Raw genomic sequence first — 18,484 nt, 5'->3', positions numbered from 1 at the left:
TCATCCTTACCGGTATATTGACGATAAAACGTATCGACAAAGCGTAATAAAACTTATCTTTCCTGACACTGTACTTCATCACAAAAATAAAAACTGATGCAGTTTATGCCCTAAATTTTATTATTTTGTTGCGCTATGATAATTTATTGTTACACCAGATAAATTTTCTTTCTGAAATGATTAAGATACAAAAGACTATCAAAAATCGGCAATAGCAAAATATTGCTATTCATAACGATGGAGGATGAGAATTCTCATTTATCTGCTGGCGATAAGCCTGCGGCGTAACCTGATAGGTCTGGCGGAAGACTTTGCAAAAATAGCTGGTTTGCGAAAAGCCTAAATTACGCGCAATACTGGCAATACTCCAGTCACTATGGCAAAGCAATTCTCTGGCGGTTTACCCACGCATTAAATCCGATTCCCTGATATTTTTTGAATAGCTTACTGAAGTAATAGGGGCTGAGATAGACATGTGAGGCGACATCCTCAAGACGAAGATCGTCGGACAAATGCGCATCAATATAGCGAAGCGCTTTTTTCATTTTACTGTCATGCGGAGTGGGACCACGAGTGGTTTTATTTGCCTCCGATTGCTGCGGATTGTCTTTGATAACCACGAAATTGAGCTGTTTTTTCAGGCAATTCTCAACTATCAGTTTAAGAAGATCGGCGGAAGCGATAACGCGTGAGTAGTCCATCTCTGGCACATTCCGAAATTCATTCAAGAGCTCAGGATCAGCCTGCCAGCGATCGTCGACATTAAGAATGTTTACCAGCTCCACGTCATTACTTAAACGAACCTGCCCGCATAAAACAAAGCCAACTAAATGCCCTGCGATTACCAGCGGAATAGAAAAATCCGTTAGACCGGCATGACAACGATAAATACAGGGTTGATCGGACTTCGATGCCTCCAGTCCCCCGCAGCGATCGCTCATACGACAACGTGTACTATGCTGGGGATGCTGCCGCATCAACTGACAAAACGGCGTGAAATTGAATAGCTCAGATATTTCATCACCATGAATATTGACAACCACAACCGCCAGACCGGTGGCTTGTGCAAAATCCTGTGCGATTTTATTAATGAGTTCTGAGTTCAGAGCGCTCGCAGAAATCATGATAAAACCCCTCAGTTAATTTATTGTTATAAACAAAACACATTATTTACATTCACTTTTTATTAGCATTATCCTGGCCCTGATAAAAAGTACAATGACAATATCAAAAGTCTCCCATTGCTGGGAGACGTTTTGATCAGTTCGTGAAAGCAGATCACGAAATTATCTCACCTGTTTTTACGATACATCATTGCTGTGAATCTGGTTCGCATTTTCTTACAGCTCACAGCGGTTACAAGGTAAATTCTTACCAATAAAATAGCGATATATGGCTGCTCCGGCACAGGCGCCGATAACAGGCGCGACAATCGGCACGATAAAATAAGGGATCTCTCGCCCACCGCTCATCGCCATGCTCCCCCACCCCGCTAACCATGTGAACAGTTTGGGACCGAAATCACGCGCCGGGTTCATTGCAAAACCGGTAAGGGGTCCAGTAGACGCGCCGATAACGGCAACCAATATCCCAATAAGCAAAGGCGCAAGCGGCCCTTTAGGAATGCCATTGCCATCATCCGTCAATGCCATGATCATGCCCATCAGAATCGACGTAATGACCACTTCCACCAACGCAGCCTGCCATACATTTAGCGCTGCGGCCGGATAGGTACTGAAAATGCTGGCTAATTGCAAACTTTCGACGCTACCGCGCACCATATGATGCGCAGTCTCAAACTCAGTAAAAAGGCTACTATAAAGCACATACGCCAGCAGAGCGCCGCCAAAAGCGCCGGCAAACTGGGCAATAATATAAGGCAATACTTTCTGTTTGGGAAAGCAGGCAAACAGCCACAGCGCAATCGTCACCGCAGGGTTAAGATGTCCGCCGGAGATTCCGGCAGTAAGGTAAACGGCCAGTGAAATTCCAAGCCCCCAAATAATGCAAATCTCCCATAATCCGAGGCTGGCGCCTGCGACTTTGAGCGCGCTCAAACAACCGATACCAAAAAACAAAAAGAGTCCGGTGCCTAAAAATTCCGCACCACATTGCGCCTTTAGAGAATCATTCATGTGACACCTTCTGAGCAAAGTTCGTGTCCTGGCCAGCGCAAGTTTCGGCTGGCGGTAGAGTACAGCTAACCTCACTATAAAAAGTGCCGCCTGTAAATTGTTGGCAACCTGCGGGCCTGCCTTCCGGAAAAATCGTGTTGCGATAGCAAAATTTTGCTTTTCCGATATTTTTATCAGCCCATCACACGGGAAATTTGAGCTATAAAATACGCCTGTTGAAATAATAAAATATTGCACAAGCCAACTTATCAATTTCGAATAAACATCACATTTTGCGTCTTTCGCCATATCAAATAAAAATACTCTCGTCACTAACAAAAATGTAAAAATGAAATAATAAAAACAAAATAATCATATAGACAATAATAAATTAAATATTGATTATCAATGAGTTATAAAAATAAAAGGCAATTTAGTCATATTGCTTTCTCATTATTTTCTGATGCTCAACAGCAAGTCAGCCATTCTTTTTCCTCGCATCTTCTTATAGTCCCAACTATCGGAACACTCCATGCGAGGTCTTTATGCAACAAGAAGCACTAGGAATGGTAGAAACCAAAGGCTTAACCGCAGCCATAGAGGCCGCTGATGCAATGGTTAAGTCAGCCAATGTGATGTTAGTGGGCTATGAAAAGATTGGCTCCGGGCTGGTAACCGTCATCGTGCGCGGCGATGTTGGCGCGGTCAAAGCGGCCACCGATGCAGGTGCCGCAGCCACACGCAACGTGGGTGAAGTGAAAGCCGTACACGTCATCCCACGCCCTCACACCGATGTAGAAAAAATCTTACCGAAGGGAATTAGCCAATGAGCAGCAATGAGCTGGTGGAACAGATCATGGCGCAGGTGATTGCCCGTGTGGCAACGCCGGAACAACAGGCCATCCCTGGTCAACCCCAACCTATACGAGAGACGGCTATGGCAGAAAAAAGCTGCAGTTTAACGGAATTTGTCGGGACCGCCATTGGCGATACCCTGGGCCTGGTTATCGCCAACGTCGATACCGCCCTGCTGGACGCGATGAAGCTTGAGAAGCGCTATCGTTCCATCGGTATTCTCGGCGCCCGCACCGGCGCAGGCCCGCACATTATGGCGGCGGACGAAGCGGTGAAAGCCACCAACACCGAAGTGGTCAGCATTGAGCTGCCGCGCGATACCAAAGGCGGAGCGGGCCACGGTTCGCTGATTATTTTAGGCGGTAACGATGTATCCGACGTCAAGCGCGGTATCGAAGTCGCGCTGAAAGAGCTGGACCGCACCTTCGGTGATGTTTACGGCAACGAAGCCGGACATATCGAGCTGCAGTACACCGCTCGCGCCAGCTATGCGCTGGAAAAAGCGTTCGGCGCGCCGATTGGCCGCGCCTGCGGCATTATCGTCGGCGCTCCGGCTTCCGTCGGCGTACTGATGGCCGATACCGCGCTGAAGTCAGCCAACGTTGAAGTCGTGGCGTACAGCTCTCCGGCGCACGGCACCAGCTTTAGTAACGAAGCTATTCTGGTGATTTCCGGCGACTCCGGCGCGGTCCGTCAGGCGGTGACCTCCGCCCGCGAAATCGGCAAAACCGTCCTTGCGACCCTCGGTTCTGAACCGAAAAACGATCGCCCGTCCTACATCTGATACCCACGAGGCTGATTCATGAGATCGAAAAGATTTGAAGCACTGGCGAAACGCCCTGTGAATCAGGACGGCTTTGTTAAGGAGTGGATCGAAGAAGGCTTTATCGCGATGGAAAGCCCGAACGACCCAAAACCGTCGATAAAAATCGTTAACGGCGCGGTAACCGAGCTGGACGGAAAACCGGTTAGCGAATTCGACCTGATCGACCACTTTATCGCCCGCTACGGCATCAACCTGAACCGCGCCGAAGAAGTGATGGCGATGGATTCGGTCAAGCTGGCTAACATGCTGTGCGATCCGAACGTCAAGCGCAGCGAAATCGTTCCGCTAACCACCGCGATGACCCCAGCGAAAATTGTCGAAGTGGTTTCGCATATGAACGTGGTTGAGATGATGATGGCGATGCAGAAAATGCGCGCCCGCCGTACTCCATCTCAACAGGCGCACGTCACCAACGTTAAAGACAACCCGGTGCAAATTGCCGCCGATGCCGCCGAAGGCGCATGGCGCGGGTTTGACGAACAAGAGACGACGGTTGCGGTAGCGCGCTATGCGCCGTTCAACGCCATCGCGCTGCTGGTTGGTTCTCAGGTAGGTCGTCCGGGGGTACTGACTCAATGCTCGCTGGAAGAAGCCACCGAGCTGAAGCTCGGCATGCTGGGCCACACCTGCTACGCCGAAACCATCTCCGTTTACGGCACCGAGCCGGTCTTCACCGACGGTGACGATACCCCATGGTCGAAGGGCTTCTTAGCCTCTTCCTACGCCTCTCGCGGCCTGAAAATGCGCTTCACCTCCGGCTCCGGCTCCGAAGTGCAGATGGGCTACGCCGAAGGCAAATCCATGCTGTATCTGGAAGCGCGCTGCATCTATATCACCAAAGCCGCGGGCGTTCAGGGGCTGCAAAACGGCTCCGTAAGCTGCATCGGCGTACCGTCTGCCGTGCCGTCAGGCATTCGTGCCGTGCTGGCGGAAAACCTGATCTGCTCTTCGCTGGATCTGGAATGCGCCTCCAGTAACGACCAGACCTTCACCCACTCCGATATGCGTCGTACCGCGCGCCTGCTGATGCAGTTCCTGCCGGGTACCGACTTTATCTCCTCTGGTTATTCCGCGGTGCCGAACTACGACAACATGTTCGCCGGTTCCAACGAAGATGCGGAAGACTTTGACGACTACAACGTTATCCAGCGTGACCTGAAAGTGGACGGTGGTCTGCGCCCGGTTCGCGAAGAGGACGTTATCGCCATCCGTAACAAAGCCGCCCGCGCGCTGCAGGCCGTGTTTGCCGGAATGGGACTGCCGCCGATTACCGATGAAGAAGTTGAAGCTGCGACCTATGCCCACGGTTCGAAAGATATGCCGGAGCGTAACATCGTCGAAGACATCAAGTTCTCCCAAGAAATCATCAATAAAAACCGCAACGGTCTGGAAGTCGTTAAAGCGCTGGCGCAGGGCGGGTTTACCGACGTGGCCCAGGACATGCTCAACATCCAGAAAGCCAAGCTAACCGGCGACTATTTGCACACCTCCGCCATTATCGTCGGCGACGGACAAGTGCTCTCTGCGGTTAATGACGTCAATGACTATGCCGGTCCGGCAACAGGTTATCGCCTGCAGGGAGAACGCTGGGAAGAGATTAAAAACATCCCTGGTGCTCTTGATCCCAACGAGATTGATTAAGGGGTGAGAAATGGAAATTAATGAAAAATTGCTGCGCCAGATAATTGAAGACGTGCTTCGCGATATGAAGGGCAGCGATAAACCCGTCTCGTTTAATGCGCCTGCGGTATCCACAGCACCACAGACCGCTGCGCCTGCGGGCGACGGCTTTCTGACCGAAGTGGGCGAAGCGCGCCAGGGCACTCAGCAGGACGAAGTCATTATCGCCGTCGGCCCGGCATTTGGCCTGGCGCAAACCGTCAATATCGTCGGCTTACCGCATAAGAGCATTTTGCGCGAAGTCATTGCCGGTATTGAAGAAGAAGGTATCAGGGCGCGCGTGATTCGCTGCTTTAAATCTTCCGACGTGGCGTTCGTCGCCGTGGAAGGTAACCGCCTGAGCGGCTCCGGCATCTCCATCGGCATCCAGTCGAAAGGCACTACGGTTATCCACCAGCAGGGGCTACCGCCGCTCTCCAACCTGGAGCTGTTCCCACAGGCGCCGCTGCTGACGCTGGAAACCTACCGTCAGATTGGTAAAAACGCCGCCCGTTATGCGAAACGCGAATCACCACAGCCGGTCCCTACGCTCAATGACCAGATGGCACGCCCGAAGTACCAGGCAAAGTCGGCCATTTTGCACATTAAAGAGACCAAGTACGTCGTGACGGGCAAAAACCCGCAGGAACTGCGCGTGGCGCTTTGATAAAGGATAACTCCATGAATACCGACGCAATTGAATCGATGGTTCGGGACGTATTGAGCCGCATGAACAGCCTGCAGGGCGATGCGCCAGCAGCGGCTCCTGCGGCAGGCGGCACGTCCCGCAGCGCAAAGGTTAGCGACTACCCGCTGGCGAACAAACACCCGGAATGGGTGAAAACCGCCACCAATAAAACGCTGGACGACTTTACGCTGGAAAACGTGCTGAGCAATAAAGTCACCGCTCAGGATATGCGCATTACCCCGGAAACCCTGCGCTTACAGGCGTCTATCGCCAAAGATGCGGGCCGCGACCGGCTGGCGATGAACTTCGAACGCGCCGCCGAACTGACCGCGGTACCGGACGATCGCATTCTTGAAATCTACAACGCCCTTCGTCCGTATCGTTCAACGAAAGAAGAGCTGCTCGCTATCGCCGACGATCTCGAAAACCGTTATCAGGCAAAGATTTGCGCAGCTTTCGTTCGTGAAGCGGCAGGGCTGTACGTTGAGCGTAAAAAACTCAAAGGCGACGATTAAGGATTTCGTATGCGATATATAGCTGGCATTGACATCGGTAACTCATCAACGGAAGTCGCACTGGCGCGGCAAGATGAGACTAGCGCACTGACGATTACGCACAGCGCGCTGGCGGAAACCACCGGGATCAAAGGCACGTTGCGTAACGTGTTCGGCATTCAGGAAGCGCTCGCCCTCGTCGCAAAGCGCGCGGGGATCAATGTCAGCGATATTTCGCTCATCCGCATTAACGAAGCCACGCCGGTGATTGGCGATGTGGCGATGGAAACCATTACCGAAACCATCATCACCGAATCGACAATGATCGGCCATAACCCAAAAACGCCGGGCGGAGCAGGCCTTGGTGTGGGTATCACGATTACGCCGGAGGAGCTGTTAACCCGCCCTGCGGACTCGTCCTATATTCTGGTGGTATCGTCAGCATTCGATTTTGCCGACATCGCCAATGTTATCAACGCCTCAATGCGCGCCGGATACCAGATTACCGGCGTCATTTTGCAGCGCGACGATGGCGTGCTGGTCAGCAACCGGCTGGAAAAATCGCTGCCGATCGTTGACGAAGTGCTCTACATCGACCGCATTCCGCTGGGGATGCTGGCGGCGATTGAAGTCGCCGTGCCGGGGAAGGTTATCGAGACCCTCTCCAACCCTTACGGCATCGCCACCGTATTCAACCTCAACGCCGATGAGACGAAAAACATCGTCCCGATGGCGCGCGCGCTGATTGGCAACCGTTCCGCCGTGGTGGTTAAAACGCCATCCGGCGACGTCAAAGCGCGCGCAATACCCGCCGGTAACCTGGAGCTGCAGGCTCAGGGTCGTACCGTACGCGTGGATGTTGCCGCCGGTGCCGAAGCTATCATGAAAGCGGTGGACGGCTGCGGCAAGCTCGACAACGTCACCGGCGAGGCCGGGACCAATATCGGCGGCATGCTGGAGCACGTACGCCAGACCATGGCCGAGCTAACCAATAAGCCCAGCAGCGAGATTTTCATTCAGGATCTTCTGGCCGTTGACACCTCGGTTCCGGTGAGCGTCACCGGCGGTCTGGCCGGGGAGTTCTCACTGGAGCAGGCCGTCGGCATCGCCTCGATGGTGAAATCAGACCGTCTGCAGATGGCGATGATTGCCCGTGAAATTGAGCAGAAGCTTAATATCGACGTGCAGATCGGCGGCGCTGAGGCTGAAGCCGCCATTCTGGGCGCGCTGACCACGCCGGGTACCACCCGACCGCTGGCGATCCTTGACCTCGGCGCGAGCTCCACCGATGCCTCCATCATCAACCCTAAAGGCGAAATCATCGCCACTCACCTCGCCGGTGCAGGCGACATGGTGACGATGATTATTGCCCGCGAGCTGGGGCTGGAAGACCGCTATCTGGCGGAAGAGATCAAAAAATACCCGCTGGCGAAGGTCGAAAGCCTGTTCCACTTACGCCACGAGGACGGCAGCGTCCAGTTCTTCCCGACGCCGCTGCCTCCCGCCGTGTTCGCCCGCGTCTGCGTGGTGAAACCGGACGAACTGGTGCCGCTTCCCGGCGACTTAGCGCTGGAAAAAGTGCGCGCCATTCGCCGCAGCGCTAAAGAACGCGTCTTTGTCACCAACGCCCTGCGCGCGCTGCGCCAGGTCAGTCCAACCGGCAACATTCGCGATATTCCGTTCGTGGTGCTGGTCGGCGGCTCGTCGCTGGATTTCGAAGTTCCGCAGCTGGTCACCGATGCGCTGGCGCACTACCGCCTGGTCGCCGGGCGAGGAAATATTCGCGGCAGCGAAGGCCCAAGAAACGCGGTGGCCACCGGCCTGATTCTCTCCTGGCACAAGGAGTTTGCACATGGACAGTAATCACAGCGCCCCGGCCATCGTCATTACCGTTATCAACGACTGCGCCAGCCTCTGGCACGAAGTGCTGCTGGGTATCGAAGAGGAAGGCATCCCTTTCCTGCTTCAGCATCACCCGGCTGGAGATGTCGTTGACAGCGCCTGGCAGGCGGCGCGCAGCTCGCCGCTGCTGGTCGGCATTGCCTGCGATCGACATACGCTGGTCGTACATTACAAGAATTTACCCGTATCGGCGCCGCTTTTTACGCTGATGCATCATCAGGACAGTCAGGCCCAACGCAACACCGGTAATAACGCGGCACGGCTGGTCAAAGGGATCCCCTTTCGGGATCTCCATGCTTAATCACAGGAGAACGGCAGTATGAATAACGCACTGGGACTGGTTGAAACAAAAGGGCTGGTCGGCGCCATTGAAGCCGCCGATGCAATGGTTAAATCCGCCAACGTACAGCTGGTGGGCTACGAAAAAATTGGTTCTGGCCTGGTTACCGTCATGGTTCGCGGCGATGTCGGCGCGGTTAAAGCAGCCGTAGATGCCGGCAGCGCGGCGGCAAGCGTCGTGGGTGAAGTGAAATCCTGCCACGTTATCCCGCGTCCGCACAGTGATGTTGAGGCCATTTTACCGAAATCAGCCTAATCGATGGCGAATAAGGAGCACCGCGTGAAGCAATCACTGGGATTACTTGAAGTTTGTGGTCTGGCACTGGCTATCAGCTGCGCCGATATCATGGCGAAATCCGCTTCTATCACGCTGCTCGCCCTCGAAAAGACCAATGGTTCAGGCTGGATGGTGATTAAAATTACCGGTGATGTGGCCTCCGTGCAGGCGGCCATCACCACCGGTGCGCAATTTGCCGAACAGCGGAATGGTCTGGTGGCCCACAAGGTTATCGCCAGGCCCGGAGAAGGGATCCTGCTCGCAGAGACACCCTCCCCCTCCGTCATTGAACCTGAGCCTGAAGCGTCAGAGATAGCTGATGTCGTTTCTGAAGCGCCAGCCGAAGAGGCCCCGCAGGAATCAGAACTGGTCAGCTGCAATCTGTGTCTGGATCCAAAATGTCCGCGCCAGAAGGGCGAACCTCGTACGCTTTGCATTCATTCCGGCAAGCGAGGTGAAGCGTAATGGATAAAGAGCTTTTGCAATCAACGGTCCGTAAAGTTCTCGACGAGATGCGCCAGCGGCCTATTCCGCTGGGCGTCTCAAACCGTCATATCCACCTGTCCGCGCAGGATTATGAGCGGCTGTTTCCCGGCCATCCCATCAGCGAAAAAAAAGCGCTACTGCAGCCGGGACAATATGCTGCGGAGCAAACCGTCACCCTAGTAGGGCCGAAAGGACAGCTCAACAATGTGCGCCTGCTCGGCCCGCTGCGCTCGGTAAGCCAGGTGGAAATTTCGCGTACCGATGCGAGAACGCTGGGGATTGCCGCGCCGCTGAGAATGTCCGGCAACCTGAAGGGCACACCTGGCATCCGCCTGGTCAGCCCCTTTGGCGAACTGGAGCTACCTTCCGGGGTTATCGTCGCGCAGCGGCATATTCATATGTCGCCGCTTGATGCGCTGATCCTGAAGGTCTCCCACGGCGATAGGGTTTCGGTAGCGATTGAAGGCGACGAGCGCGGGCTGATTTTCAACAATGTGGCGATTCGCGTTTCACCGGACATGCGCCTCGAAATGCACATTGATACCGATGAAGCCAACGCCGCTGGTGCCGATAACCCGCAGGCCTTTGCCCGGCTGGTAGGCCCGCGATGAACGGCGAAACTCTGCAGCGCATTGTCGAGGAGATTGTCTCCCGACTGCAGCGCCGTGCCCAGAGCACGGTGACGCTGAGCGTTGCGCAGCTTCGCGATGCCGACTGCCCAGCGCTGTTCTGTCAGCACGCGTCGCTGCGCATCCTGCTCGTCGACCTGCCGCTGCTGGGTCAGCTTGCGGATGCAGAAACCGACGATACCGCCGCCCGGAAAATTCACGACGCGCTGGCGTTTGGCATCCGCGTACAGCTCAGCCTGCACAGCCAGCTGCTGCCGGTTATCCCGGTAAAAAAACTGGCTCGTCTGCCGCTGGTATTCACCGATGAGCGCGGACTGCCGCTGGTTCTGCACGCGGGTTCGGTGCTGAGCTATCGCGATGTCGCGCTGCTAAGCCGGGGGCGTGTGGTTGTCCACCGCAAATGCATCGTGACGGCCCTGGCGCGCGAAGCAGCTAATGCGCGGAGTATTCAATTAATTAAGCAGGAGTAAATCATGCATCTGGCACGAGTCACGGGCGCGGTTGTCTCCACGCAAAAATCACCTTCTTTGATTGGGAAAAAGCTGCTGCTGGTGCGTCGGGTCAGCGCCGATGGCGAACTCCCCGCCTCGCCAACCTCCGGCGATGAAGTGGCCGTGGATTCCGTCGGCGCAGGCATCGGCGAGCTGGTTCTGCTCAGCGGCGGCTCCAGCGCCAGGCACGTTTTTTCCGGGCCAAATGAGGCCATCGACCTCGCCGTTGTCGGCATTGTCGATACGCTTTCACGTTAAGGGGCGAATATGGCGATTTATACCCGAACAGGTGACGCAGGCACCACATCACTGTTTACCGGCCAGCGGGTGAGCAAAACGCACCCGCGGGTTGAAGCCTACGGCACGCTGGATGAGCTGAATGCCGCGCTGAGCCTGTGCGCCTGCGCCGCTGCGGATGAAAATCACCGCACCTTACTCGAGGCCATCCAGCAGCAACTTTTTTGGTTTAGCGCAGAGCTGGCCAGCGACGGCGAGCAGCCGTCGCCCAAACAGCGCTACATCAGCAGCGAAGAGATTTCGGCCCCGGAAGCCGCTATCGATCGGGCAATGGCCCGCATCGAACCGCTGCACAGCTTTATTTTACCCGGACGCTGCGAAGCCGCGAGCCGCTTACATTTTGCCCGCACGCTGGCGCGCCGCGCCGAACGCCGTCTGGTTGAACTGGCAACTGAAGTCAACGTACGCCAGGTGCTGATGCGCTACATCAACCGCTTATCGGACTGCCTGTACGCCCTGGCCCGCGCGGAAGATAGCGATGCGCACCAGGCCAACATCATCCGCGAAGTTAGCAAGCGCTATCTGGCTGCCAGCCAGCCGACCCGCAGCAAGGAGACAACGCCCGTGGCCCTCTCATTCCACGATCTGCACCAGCTCACCCGCGCCGCCGTTGAACGCGCGCAGCAACTGCAGGTTCCGGTAGTCGTCAGCATCGTTGACGCGCACGGCACGGAAACTGTGACCTGGCGGATGCCGGACGCCCTGCTGGTCAGCAGCGAACTGGCGCCGAAAAAGGCCTGGACCGCAGTGGCAATGAAAACGGCGACCCATGAGCTGAGCGATGTTGTTCAGCCAGGCGCCGCGCTTTATGGCCTGGAAAGTCATTTACAGGGAAAAGTGGTCACCTTTGGCGGCGGTTACGCCCTATGGCGCGACGGCATATTAATTGGGGGTCTTGGCATCAGCGGCGGCAGCGTTGAGCAGGACATGGACATAGCACAGACCGCCATCGCGGCTATTAACGTGGGAACACATCAATGAATACTTCTGAACTCGAAACCCTGATTCGCACCATTCTTAGCGAGCAATTAACCACGCCGGCGCAAACGCCGGTCCAGCCTCAGGGCAAAGGGATTTTCCAGTCCGTGAGCGAGGCCATCGACGCCGCGCACCAGGCGTTCTTACGTTATCAGCAGTGCCCGCTAAAAACCCGCAGCGCCATTATCAGCGCGATGCGTCAGGAGCTGACGCCGCTGCTGGCGACCCTGGCGGAAGAGAGCGCCAATGAAACGGGGATGGGCAACAAAGAAGATAAATTCCTCAAAAACAAGGCTGCGCTGGACAACACGCCGGGCGTAGAAGACCTCACCACCACCGCGCTGACCGGCGACGGCGGCATGGTGCTGTTTGAATACTCACCGTTTGGCGTTATCGGTTCGGTCGCACCGAGCACCAACCCGACGGAAACCATCATCAACAACAGCATCAGCATGTTGGCGGCGGGCAACAGCGTCTACTTTAGCCCGCATCCGGGGGCGAAAAAGGTCTCTCTGAAGCTCATCAGCCTGATTGAAGAGATTGCCTTCCGCTGCTGCGGCATCCGCAATCTGGTGGTGACTGTAGCTGAACCCACCTTCGAAGCGACCCAGCAGATGATGGCCCACCCGCGAATCGCAGTACTGGCCATTACCGGCGGCCCCGGCATTGTGGCAATGGGCATGAAGAGCGGTAAGAAGGTGATTGGCGCTGGCGCGGGTAACCCGCCCTGCATCGTTGATGAAACGGCGGACCTGGTGAAAGCGGCGGAAGATATCATCAACGGCGCGTCATTCGATTACAACCTGCCCTGCATTGCCGAGAAGAGCCTGATCGTAGTGGAGAGTGTCGCCGAACGTCTGGTGCAGCAAATGCAAACCTTCGGCGCGCTGCTGCTAAGCCCGACCGATACCGACAAACTCCGCGCCGTCTGCCTGCCTGAAGGCCAGGCGAATAAAAAACTGGTCGGCAAGAGCCCATCGGCCATGCTGGAAGCCGCCGGGATCGCTGTCCCGGCAAAAGCGCCGCGTCTGCTGATTGCCGTTGTCAACGCCGACGATCCGTGGGTCACCAGCGAACAGCTGATGCCGATGCTGCCGGTGGTAAAAGTCAGCGATTTCGATAGCGCACTGGCGCTGGCCCTGAAGGTTGAAGAGGGGCTGCATCATACCGCCATTATGCACTCGCAGAACGTGTCACGCCTGAACCTCGCGGCCCGCACCCTGCAAACCTCGATATTCGTCAAAAACGGCCCCTCTTATGCCGGGATCGGCGTCGGCGGCGAAGGCTTTACCACCTTCACTATCGCCACGCCAACCGGTGAAGGGACCACGTCAGCGCGTACTTTTGCCCGTTCCCGGCGCTGCGTACTGACCAACGGCTTTTCTATTCGCTAACTGAGGTCGCGATGAATACCTTCTCACTACAAACGCGGTTGTACAGCGGTCAGGGCAGCCTGGCGGTGCTCAAGCGCTTTACCAATAAGCACATCTGGATAATCTGCGATGGCTTTCTGGCGCGCTCTCCGCTGCTGGATACCCTGCGTAATGCGCTGCCCGCAGATAACCGCATCAGCGTCTTTAGCGAGATAACGCCGGACCCCACCATCCACACAGTGGTTCAGGGCATTGCGCAAATGCAGGCTCTGCAACCGCAGGTGGTGATCGGTTTTGGCGGCGGCTCGGCAATGGACGCGGCGAAAGCGATTGTCTGGTTTAGCCAGCAGAGCGGGATCAACATCGAAACCTGCGTGGCGATCCCGACCACCAGCGGCACCGGCTCGGAAGTGACCAGCGCCTGCGTAATTAGCGACCCGGATAAAGGCATCAAGTATCCGCTGTTCAACAATGCGCTGTATCCGGATATGGCGATCCTCGACCCGGAGCTGGTGGTCAGCGTACCGCCGCAGATTACCGCCAACACCGGCATGGACGTGCTGACCCACGCCCTGGAGGCCTGGGTGTCACCGCGCGCCAGCGACTTTACCGACGCGCTAGCGGAAAAAGCCGCCAAACTGGTGTTCCAGTATCTGCCCACGGCGGTGGAAAAAGGCGACTGCGTGGCGACGCGCGGGAAAATGCACAATGCCTCAACGCTCGCCGGGATGGCCTTCAGCCAGGCGGGGCTGGGGCTTAACCACGCGATAGCCCACCAGCTTGGCGGGCAGTTTCATCTGCCGCATGGCCTGGCCAACGCCCTGCTGTTAACCACGGTTATCCGTTTTAACGCCGGCGTTCCGCGCGCCGCCAAACGCTACGCGCGGCTGGCCAAAGCCTGCGGTTTTTGCCCGGCAGAAGCCAATGATATCGCGGCGATCAATGCGCTGATTCAGCAAATCGAACTGCTTAAGCAACGCTGCGCCCTTCCCTCACTGGCCGTTGCGCTTAAAGAAGGAAGATCCAACTTTTCCGCACGCATTCCGGCGATGGTGCAGGCCGCGCTGGCGGACGTTACGCTGCGCACCAACCCGCGCCCGGCCAGCGCCGAAGAAATTCGTGAACTGCTGGAGGAACTGCTATGAGCACCGCCATCAACAGCGTTGAAATGTCCCTTAGCGCCGATGAAATTCGTGAGCGCGTCCGCGCAGCGGGCGTTGTCGGCGCAGGCGGCGCAGGTTTTCCCGCTCACGTCAAACTACAGGCGCAGGTAGAGATTTTTCTGGTGAACGCCGCCGAGTGTGAACCGATGCTCAAAGTTGACCAGCAACTGATGTGGCAGCAAGCTGCGCGCCTTGTGCGCGGCGTACAGTACGCCATGACGGCGACCGGCGCGCGCGAAGGGGTGATTGCCCTGAAAGAAAAATACCGCCGGGCCATCGACGCCCTTACCCCGCTACTGCCCGCCGGTATCCGCCTGCATATTCTGCCGGATGTTTATCCGGCGGGCGATGAGGTGCTGACTATCTGGATGGCAACCGGCCGCCGGGTCGCCCCGGCTGCGCTACCGGCCAGCGTCGGCGTGGTCGTCAATAACGTGCAAACGGTGCTGAATATTGCCCGGGCTGTCGAGCAGCAGTTTCCGGTCACTCGTCGCACGTTGACCGTTACTGTTCCCATTGGCATGTCGCTGCGGGAAGTACTGGCGCTGGCGGGCGGCGCAACGGTCGACGACCCTGGTTTTATTAATGGCGGCCCGATGATGGGTGGCCTGATTACCTCTCTTGATAATCCGGTGACGAAAACTACCGGCGGCCTGCTGGTGCTCCCCAAAAGCCATCCGCTTATCCAGCGGAGAATGCAGGACGAGCGCACGGTGCTTTCCGTCGCGCGCACCGTCTGCGAACAGTGCCGACTGTGTACCGATCTCTGTCCGCGACACCTGATCGGCCACGAACTCTCTCCGCACCTGCTGGTGCGGGCGGTGAACTTTCACCAGGCTGCCACGCCGCAGCTGCTGCTGAGCGCCCTTACCTGCTCGGAATGCAACGTTTGCGAAAGCGTGGCCTGTCCGGTGGGGATCTCGCCGATGCGCATCAACCGCATGTTAAAACGCGAGCTGCGGGCGCAAAACCAGCGCTACGAAGGGCCGCTGAATCCGTCCGACGAAATGGCGAAATATCGCCTGGTGCCGGTGAAGCGGCTGATCGCCAAACTGGGACTAAGCCCCTGGTACCAGGAAGCGCCGCTGGTTGAAGAAGAGCCGTCAGTAGAAAAAGTCACTTTGCAGCTGCGCCAGCATATTGGTGCCAGCGCGGTAGCGAACGTTGCGGTGGGAGAACGCGTGACGCGCGGGCAATGCGTTGCCGATGTCCCGCCTGGCGCGCTCGGCGCACCTATTCACGCCAGCATCGACGGCATTGTTTCGGCCATCAGCGAACAGGCCATCACGGTTGTAAGAGGTTAACCATGTCTCAGGCTATAGGAATTTTAGAACTCACCAGCATCGCCAAAGGGATGGAGCTTGGTGATGCGATGCTGAAAAGCGCCAACGTCGATCTACTGGTCAGCAAGACCATCTGCCCGGGGAAGTTTTTACTGATACTGGGCGGCGATATCGGCGCTATCCAGCAGGCCATTGAAACCGGTACGTCGCAGGCCGGCGAAATGCTCGTCGACAGCCTGGTGCTGGCGAATATTCATCCCAGCGTACTTCCGGCCATCAGCGGCCTGAACAGCGTCGATAAGCGCCAGGCGGTAGGTATCGTCGAAACCTGGAGCGTGGCGGCCTGCATTAGCGCCGCAGACCGGGCGGTGAAAGGCTCAAACGTCACCCTGGTGCGGGTGCATATGGCCTTCGGTATCGGCGGTAAATGCTACATGGTGGTGGCGGGCGACGTTTCTGACGTCAATAACGCCGTGACGGTTGCCAGCGAAAGCGCGGGCGAGAAAGGGTTGTTGGTTTACCGTTCGGTGATCCCACGCCCGCATGAAGCCATGTGGCGACAGATGGTGGAGGGATAATGGAAAGACAACCGCCAACGGATCGCATGATTCAGGAATACGTGCCGGGGAAACAGGTCACTCTCGCGCACCTGATTGCTAATCCAGGGAAAGATCTCTTTAAGAAGCTGGGCCTGCAGGATGCGGTGTCCGCCATTGGCATCCTTACCATCACGCCGAGCGAAGCATCTATTATTGCTTGCGATATTGCTACCAAATCCGGCGCGGTGGAGATTGGGTTTCTTGACCGCTTTACCGGCGCGGTGGTGCTGACTGGCGATGTTTCTGCCGTCGAGTATGCCCTCAAGCAGGTAACGCGCACGCTGGGCGAAATGATGCAGTTCACCACTTGCTCGATCACCCGGACGTAAAGTCATGAAGCGTTTGATGTTTATCGGCCCCAGCCAGTGCGGAAAAACCTCGCTGACCCAAAGCCTGCGCGGCGAAGCGCTCCATTATAAGAAAACTCAGGCCATTGAATGGTCGCCGATGGCCATCGATACGCCGGGCGAATATCTGGAGAACCGCTGCCTGTACAGCGCCCTGCTGACCAGCGCCTGCGAGGCCGACGTCATCGCCCTGGTGCTGAATGCCGACGCCCAGTGGTCGCCCTTTTCTTCGGGTTTTACCGCCCCGATGAACCGCCCGACGATTGGCCTGGTCACCAAGGCCGATCTCGCCGAGCCGCAGCGTATTTCGCTGGTTGCGGAGTGGCTTACGCAGGCTGGCGCCCGGCAGATTTTTATTACCAGCGCGTTGAATAATTCGGGTCTCGACGCCGTGCTGGATTTTCTGAATTCGAAGGAACCTTTATGTCTTACAAAATAATGGCCATTAACGCCGGCAGCTCATCGTTAAAATTCCAGCTGCTGGAGATGCCGCAGGGCGACATGCTCTGTCAGGGGCTGATTGAGCGTATCGGTATGGCGGATGCGCAGGTGACAATTAAGACGCACAGCCAAAAATGGCAGGAAACCGTCCCCGTTGCCGATCATCGCGATGCGGTAACGCTGCTTCTGGAAAAGCTGCTGGGTTATCAAATCATTAACAGTCTGCGGGACATTGACGGGGTGGGCCATCGTGTGGCGCACGGCGGTGAGTTTTTTAAAGACTCGACGCTGGTCACGGATGAAACGTTAGCGCAAATCGAACGTCTTGCTGAACTGGCCCCGCTTCACAACCCGGTAAACGCGTTGGGTATTCACGTTTTTCGTCAACTGTTGCCTGATGCCCCTTCCGTAGCCGTGTTTGATACGGCATTTCACCAGACGCTGGATGAACCCGCCTATATTTACCCGCTTCCCTGGCATTATTACGCGGAACTGGGGATTCGCCGTTATGGCTTTCATGGCACCAGCCATAAGTATGTCAGCGGCGTTCTGGCGGAAAAGCTGGGCGTACCACTCAGCGCATTACGGGTGATTTGTTGTCATCTTGGAAACGGTAGCAGCATCTGCGCCATCAAGAACGGGCGTTCGGTCAATACGTCGATGGGCTTTACGCCGCAGTCAGGCGTGATGATGGGCACCCGTAGCGGAGATATTGATCCCTCTATTCTGCCGTGGATAGCCCAGCGCGAAAGCAAAACGCCGCAACAGTTGAATCAGTTATTAAATAATGAGTCAGGCTTGCTGGGCGTTTCTAGCGTGTCGTCTGATTACCGCGATGTCGAACAGGCAGCCAATACCGGTAACCGGCAGGCTAAACTCGCTCTCACTCTGTTTGCCGAACGCATTCGCGCCACCATTGGCAGCTATATTATGCAAATGGGAGGACTGGATGCGCTGGTATTCACTGGGGGCATTGGCGAGAACTCAGCGCGCGCCAGATCGGCGGTGTGCCATAATTTGCAATTTTTGGGCTTAGCCGTTGATGAAGAGAAAAATCAGCGTAATGCGACATTTATCCAGACGGAGAATGCCCTGGTGAAAGTCGCCGTCATCAACACCAACGAAGAGTTAATGATCGCACAAGACGTTATGCGCATTGCGCTACCGGCCACGGAAGGGCTTTGTGTACCAGCCTGAGAGGGTTAAACGACGCATTGCGGCAAGTCATGGTAATAATGCTTTT

At 56.3% G+C, this 18,484-nt stretch carries 21 protein-coding genes and 1 pseudogene; 20 read left to right on the top strand and 2 right to left on the bottom strand.

Translation table 11 applies throughout. The annotated features are described in order from the left end of the window. Nucleotides 1-229: 229 nt before the first annotated feature. A pseudogene (pocR, locus tag ACQ29O_RS08330) lies at nucleotides 230-1,124 on the bottom strand (transcriptional regulator PocR). A 216-nt stretch (nucleotides 1,125-1,340) separates the two neighbouring features. Further along, a complete protein-coding gene (pduF, locus tag ACQ29O_RS08325) occupies nucleotides 1,341-2,135 on the bottom strand; it encodes a propanediol diffusion facilitator PduF (RefSeq protein WP_001000025.1) in 795 nt (264 codons plus the stop codon). Nucleotides 2,136-2,659: 524 nt separating this feature from the next. On the opposite strand from pduF, the gene pduA reads away from it, so the two are divergent. From pduA to pduW, 20 genes are read left to right on the top strand one after another with little or no spacing between them, the layout of a single operon-like run. After that, nucleotides 2,660-2,944, top strand: a complete 285-nt coding sequence (gene pduA, locus ACQ29O_RS08320; RefSeq protein WP_001746865.1) for a propanediol utilization microcompartment protein PduA — start codon at nucleotides 2,660-2,662, stop codon at nucleotides 2,942-2,944. Then, the gene (gene pduB, locus ACQ29O_RS08315; RefSeq protein WP_000097497.1) at nucleotides 2,941-3,753 is read left to right on the top strand and encodes a propanediol utilization microcompartment protein PduB; all 813 of its coding nucleotides are present in this window, start codon (nucleotides 2,941-2,943) and stop codon (nucleotides 3,751-3,753) included. Before pduA ends, pduB begins: the two co-directional genes overlap by 4 nt. Nucleotides 3,754-3,771: 18 nt before the next feature. Further along, complete coding sequence (gene pduC, locus ACQ29O_RS08310) at nucleotides 3,772-5,436, top strand: propanediol dehydratase large subunit PduC (RefSeq protein WP_020936923.1); 1,665 nt, start codon at nucleotides 3,772-3,774, stop codon at nucleotides 5,434-5,436. Nucleotides 5,437-5,446: 10 nt separating this feature from the next. Next, on the top strand, nucleotides 5,447-6,121 hold the full coding sequence (gene pduD / locus ACQ29O_RS08305) for a propanediol dehydratase medium subunit PduD (RefSeq protein ID WP_000405052.1): 675 nt from the start codon (nucleotides 5,447-5,449) through the stop codon (nucleotides 6,119-6,121). Nucleotides 6,122-6,135: 14 nt separating this feature from the next. Then, the gene (gene pduE, locus ACQ29O_RS08300; RefSeq protein ID WP_001090597.1) at nucleotides 6,136-6,657 is read left to right on the top strand and encodes a propanediol dehydratase small subunit PduE; all 522 of its coding nucleotides are present in this window, start codon (nucleotides 6,136-6,138) and stop codon (nucleotides 6,655-6,657) included. 9 nt (nucleotides 6,658-6,666) lie between these two features. Beyond that, the gene (pduG, locus tag ACQ29O_RS08295) at nucleotides 6,667-8,499 is read left to right on the top strand and encodes a propanediol dehydratase reactivase alpha subunit PduG (RefSeq protein ID WP_001747180.1); all 1,833 of its coding nucleotides are present in this window, start codon (nucleotides 6,667-6,669) and stop codon (nucleotides 8,497-8,499) included. Continuing rightward, a complete protein-coding gene (gene pduH, locus ACQ29O_RS08290; RefSeq protein ID WP_000377975.1) occupies nucleotides 8,489-8,839 on the top strand; it encodes a propanediol dehydratase reactivase beta subunit PduH in 351 nt (116 codons plus the stop codon). Before pduG ends, pduH begins: the two co-directional genes overlap by 11 nt. Before the next feature lie 18 nt (nucleotides 8,840-8,857). After that, on the top strand, nucleotides 8,858-9,133 hold the full coding sequence (pduJ, locus tag ACQ29O_RS08285; protein WP_001057755.1) for a propanediol utilization microcompartment protein PduJ: 276 nt from the start codon (nucleotides 8,858-8,860) through the stop codon (nucleotides 9,131-9,133). A 3-nt stretch (nucleotides 9,134-9,136) separates the two neighbouring features. Then, nucleotides 9,137-9,619 (top strand): propanediol utilization microcompartment protein PduK, encoded by a 483-nt coding sequence (gene pduK, locus ACQ29O_RS08280; RefSeq protein ID WP_001284393.1) that lies wholly within the window; start codon nucleotides 9,137-9,139, stop codon nucleotides 9,617-9,619. Continuing rightward, the gene (locus ACQ29O_RS08275) at nucleotides 9,619-10,251 is read left to right on the top strand and encodes a phosphate propanoyltransferase (protein ID WP_000356718.1); all 633 of its coding nucleotides are present in this window, start codon (nucleotides 9,619-9,621) and stop codon (nucleotides 10,249-10,251) included. Before pduK ends, ACQ29O_RS08275 begins: the two co-directional genes overlap by 1 nt. Further along, nucleotides 10,248-10,739: a microcompartment protein PduM gene (gene pduM / locus ACQ29O_RS08270; protein ID WP_001012972.1), complete on the top strand. Its 492-nt coding sequence runs from the start codon at nucleotides 10,248-10,250 to the stop codon at nucleotides 10,737-10,739. Before ACQ29O_RS08275 ends, pduM begins: the two co-directional genes overlap by 4 nt. Before the next feature lie 3 nt (nucleotides 10,740-10,742). After that, a complete protein-coding gene (gene pduN, locus ACQ29O_RS08265) occupies nucleotides 10,743-11,018 on the top strand; it encodes a propanediol utilization microcompartment protein PduN (RefSeq protein ID WP_000549823.1) in 276 nt (91 codons plus the stop codon). A gap of 9 nt (nucleotides 11,019-11,027) precedes the next feature. Beyond that, nucleotides 11,028-12,038 (top strand): two-domain cob(I)yrinic acid a,c-diamide adenosyltransferase PduO, encoded by a 1,011-nt coding sequence (gene pduO, locus ACQ29O_RS08260; protein ID WP_001029480.1) that lies wholly within the window; start codon nucleotides 11,028-11,030, stop codon nucleotides 12,036-12,038. Further along, the gene (gene pduP, locus ACQ29O_RS08255; RefSeq protein WP_001097684.1) at nucleotides 12,035-13,429 is read left to right on the top strand and encodes a CoA-acylating propionaldehyde dehydrogenase PduP; all 1,395 of its coding nucleotides are present in this window, start codon (nucleotides 12,035-12,037) and stop codon (nucleotides 13,427-13,429) included. The genes pduO and pduP overlap by 4 nt, the downstream gene beginning before the upstream one ends. 11 nt (nucleotides 13,430-13,440) lie before the next feature. After that, nucleotides 13,441-14,553, top strand: coding sequence for a 1-propanol dehydrogenase PduQ (gene pduQ / locus ACQ29O_RS08250; RefSeq protein WP_001091466.1), 1,113 nt, complete (start codon nucleotides 13,441-13,443; stop codon nucleotides 14,551-14,553). After that, nucleotides 14,550-15,875 carry a cobalamin reductase PduS gene (gene pduS, locus ACQ29O_RS08245; RefSeq protein WP_020936921.1) on the top strand — a complete coding sequence of 442 codons (1,326 nt, stop codon included), beginning with the start codon at nucleotides 14,550-14,552 and terminating at the stop codon, nucleotides 15,873-15,875. Before pduQ ends, pduS begins: the two co-directional genes overlap by 4 nt. A gap of 2 nt (nucleotides 15,876-15,877) precedes the next feature. Continuing rightward, on the top strand, nucleotides 15,878-16,432 hold the full coding sequence (gene pduT, locus ACQ29O_RS08240; protein WP_020936920.1) for a propanediol utilization microcompartment protein PduT: 555 nt from the start codon (nucleotides 15,878-15,880) through the stop codon (nucleotides 16,430-16,432). Further along, nucleotides 16,432-16,782: a propanediol utilization microcompartment protein PduU gene (gene pduU / locus ACQ29O_RS08235; RefSeq protein WP_020936919.1), complete on the top strand. Its 351-nt coding sequence runs from the start codon at nucleotides 16,432-16,434 to the stop codon at nucleotides 16,780-16,782. The genes pduT and pduU overlap by 1 nt, the downstream gene beginning before the upstream one ends. A gap of 4 nt (nucleotides 16,783-16,786) precedes the next feature. Then, nucleotides 16,787-17,239, top strand: coding sequence for a propanediol utilization protein PduV (gene pduV, locus ACQ29O_RS08230; protein WP_020936918.1), 453 nt, complete (start codon nucleotides 16,787-16,789; stop codon nucleotides 17,237-17,239). Further along, a complete protein-coding gene (gene pduW / locus ACQ29O_RS08225) occupies nucleotides 17,224-18,438 on the top strand; it encodes a propanediol utilization propionate kinase PduW (RefSeq protein WP_000120650.1) in 1,215 nt (404 codons plus the stop codon). Before pduV ends, pduW begins: the two co-directional genes overlap by 16 nt. Nucleotides 18,439-18,484 lie beyond the last annotated feature (46 nt).

Origin of the sequence: Salmonella sp. GDC200615 (assembly GCF_050574145.1) — a bacterium.
Classification (GTDB): domain Bacteria; phylum Pseudomonadota; class Gammaproteobacteria; order Enterobacterales; family Enterobacteriaceae; genus Salmonella; species Salmonella enterica.
The sequence above is the reverse complement of the archived record's forward strand: the minus strand, read 5'-3'. Positions and strand labels throughout refer to the sequence as shown.

Excerpts from the sequence above, each read along its gene's own strand:
- pduF (WP_001000025.1), bottom strand. The coding sequence starts at position 2,135 with ATGAATGATTCTCTAAAGGCGCAATGTGGTGCGGAATTTTTAGGCACC.
- pduA (WP_001746865.1), top strand. The coding sequence starts at position 2,660 with ATGCAACAAGAAGCACTAGGAATGGTAGAAACCAAAGGCTTAACCGCA.
- pduB (WP_000097497.1), top strand. The coding sequence starts at position 2,941 with ATGAGCAGCAATGAGCTGGTGGAACAGATCATGGCGCAGGTGATTGCC.
- pduC (WP_020936923.1), top strand. The coding sequence starts at position 3,772 with ATGAGATCGAAAAGATTTGAAGCACTGGCGAAACGCCCTGTGAATCAG.
- pduD (WP_000405052.1), top strand. The coding sequence starts at position 5,447 with ATGGAAATTAATGAAAAATTGCTGCGCCAGATAATTGAAGACGTGCTT.
- pduE (WP_001090597.1), top strand. The coding sequence starts at position 6,136 with ATGAATACCGACGCAATTGAATCGATGGTTCGGGACGTATTGAGCCGC.
- pduG (WP_001747180.1), top strand. The coding sequence starts at position 6,667 with ATGCGATATATAGCTGGCATTGACATCGGTAACTCATCAACGGAAGTC.
- pduH (WP_000377975.1), top strand. The coding sequence starts at position 8,489 with ATGGACAGTAATCACAGCGCCCCGGCCATCGTCATTACCGTTATCAAC.
- pduJ (WP_001057755.1), top strand. The coding sequence starts at position 8,858 with ATGAATAACGCACTGGGACTGGTTGAAACAAAAGGGCTGGTCGGCGCC.
- pduK (WP_001284393.1), top strand. The coding sequence starts at position 9,137 with ATGGCGAATAAGGAGCACCGCGTGAAGCAATCACTGGGATTACTTGAA.
- ACQ29O_RS08275 (WP_000356718.1), top strand. The coding sequence starts at position 9,619 with ATGGATAAAGAGCTTTTGCAATCAACGGTCCGTAAAGTTCTCGACGAG.
- pduM (WP_001012972.1), top strand. The coding sequence starts at position 10,248 with ATGAACGGCGAAACTCTGCAGCGCATTGTCGAGGAGATTGTCTCCCGA.
- pduN (WP_000549823.1), top strand. The coding sequence starts at position 10,743 with ATGCATCTGGCACGAGTCACGGGCGCGGTTGTCTCCACGCAAAAATCA.
- pduO (WP_001029480.1), top strand. The coding sequence starts at position 11,028 with ATGGCGATTTATACCCGAACAGGTGACGCAGGCACCACATCACTGTTT.
- pduP (WP_001097684.1), top strand. The coding sequence starts at position 12,035 with ATGAATACTTCTGAACTCGAAACCCTGATTCGCACCATTCTTAGCGAG.
- pduQ (WP_001091466.1), top strand. The coding sequence starts at position 13,441 with ATGAATACCTTCTCACTACAAACGCGGTTGTACAGCGGTCAGGGCAGC.
- pduS (WP_020936921.1), top strand. The coding sequence starts at position 14,550 with ATGAGCACCGCCATCAACAGCGTTGAAATGTCCCTTAGCGCCGATGAA.
- pduT (WP_020936920.1), top strand. The coding sequence starts at position 15,878 with ATGTCTCAGGCTATAGGAATTTTAGAACTCACCAGCATCGCCAAAGGG.
- pduU (WP_020936919.1), top strand. The coding sequence starts at position 16,432 with ATGGAAAGACAACCGCCAACGGATCGCATGATTCAGGAATACGTGCCG.
- pduV (WP_020936918.1), top strand. The coding sequence starts at position 16,787 with ATGAAGCGTTTGATGTTTATCGGCCCCAGCCAGTGCGGAAAAACCTCG.
- pduW (WP_000120650.1), top strand. The coding sequence starts at position 17,224 with ATGTCTTACAAAATAATGGCCATTAACGCCGGCAGCTCATCGTTAAAA.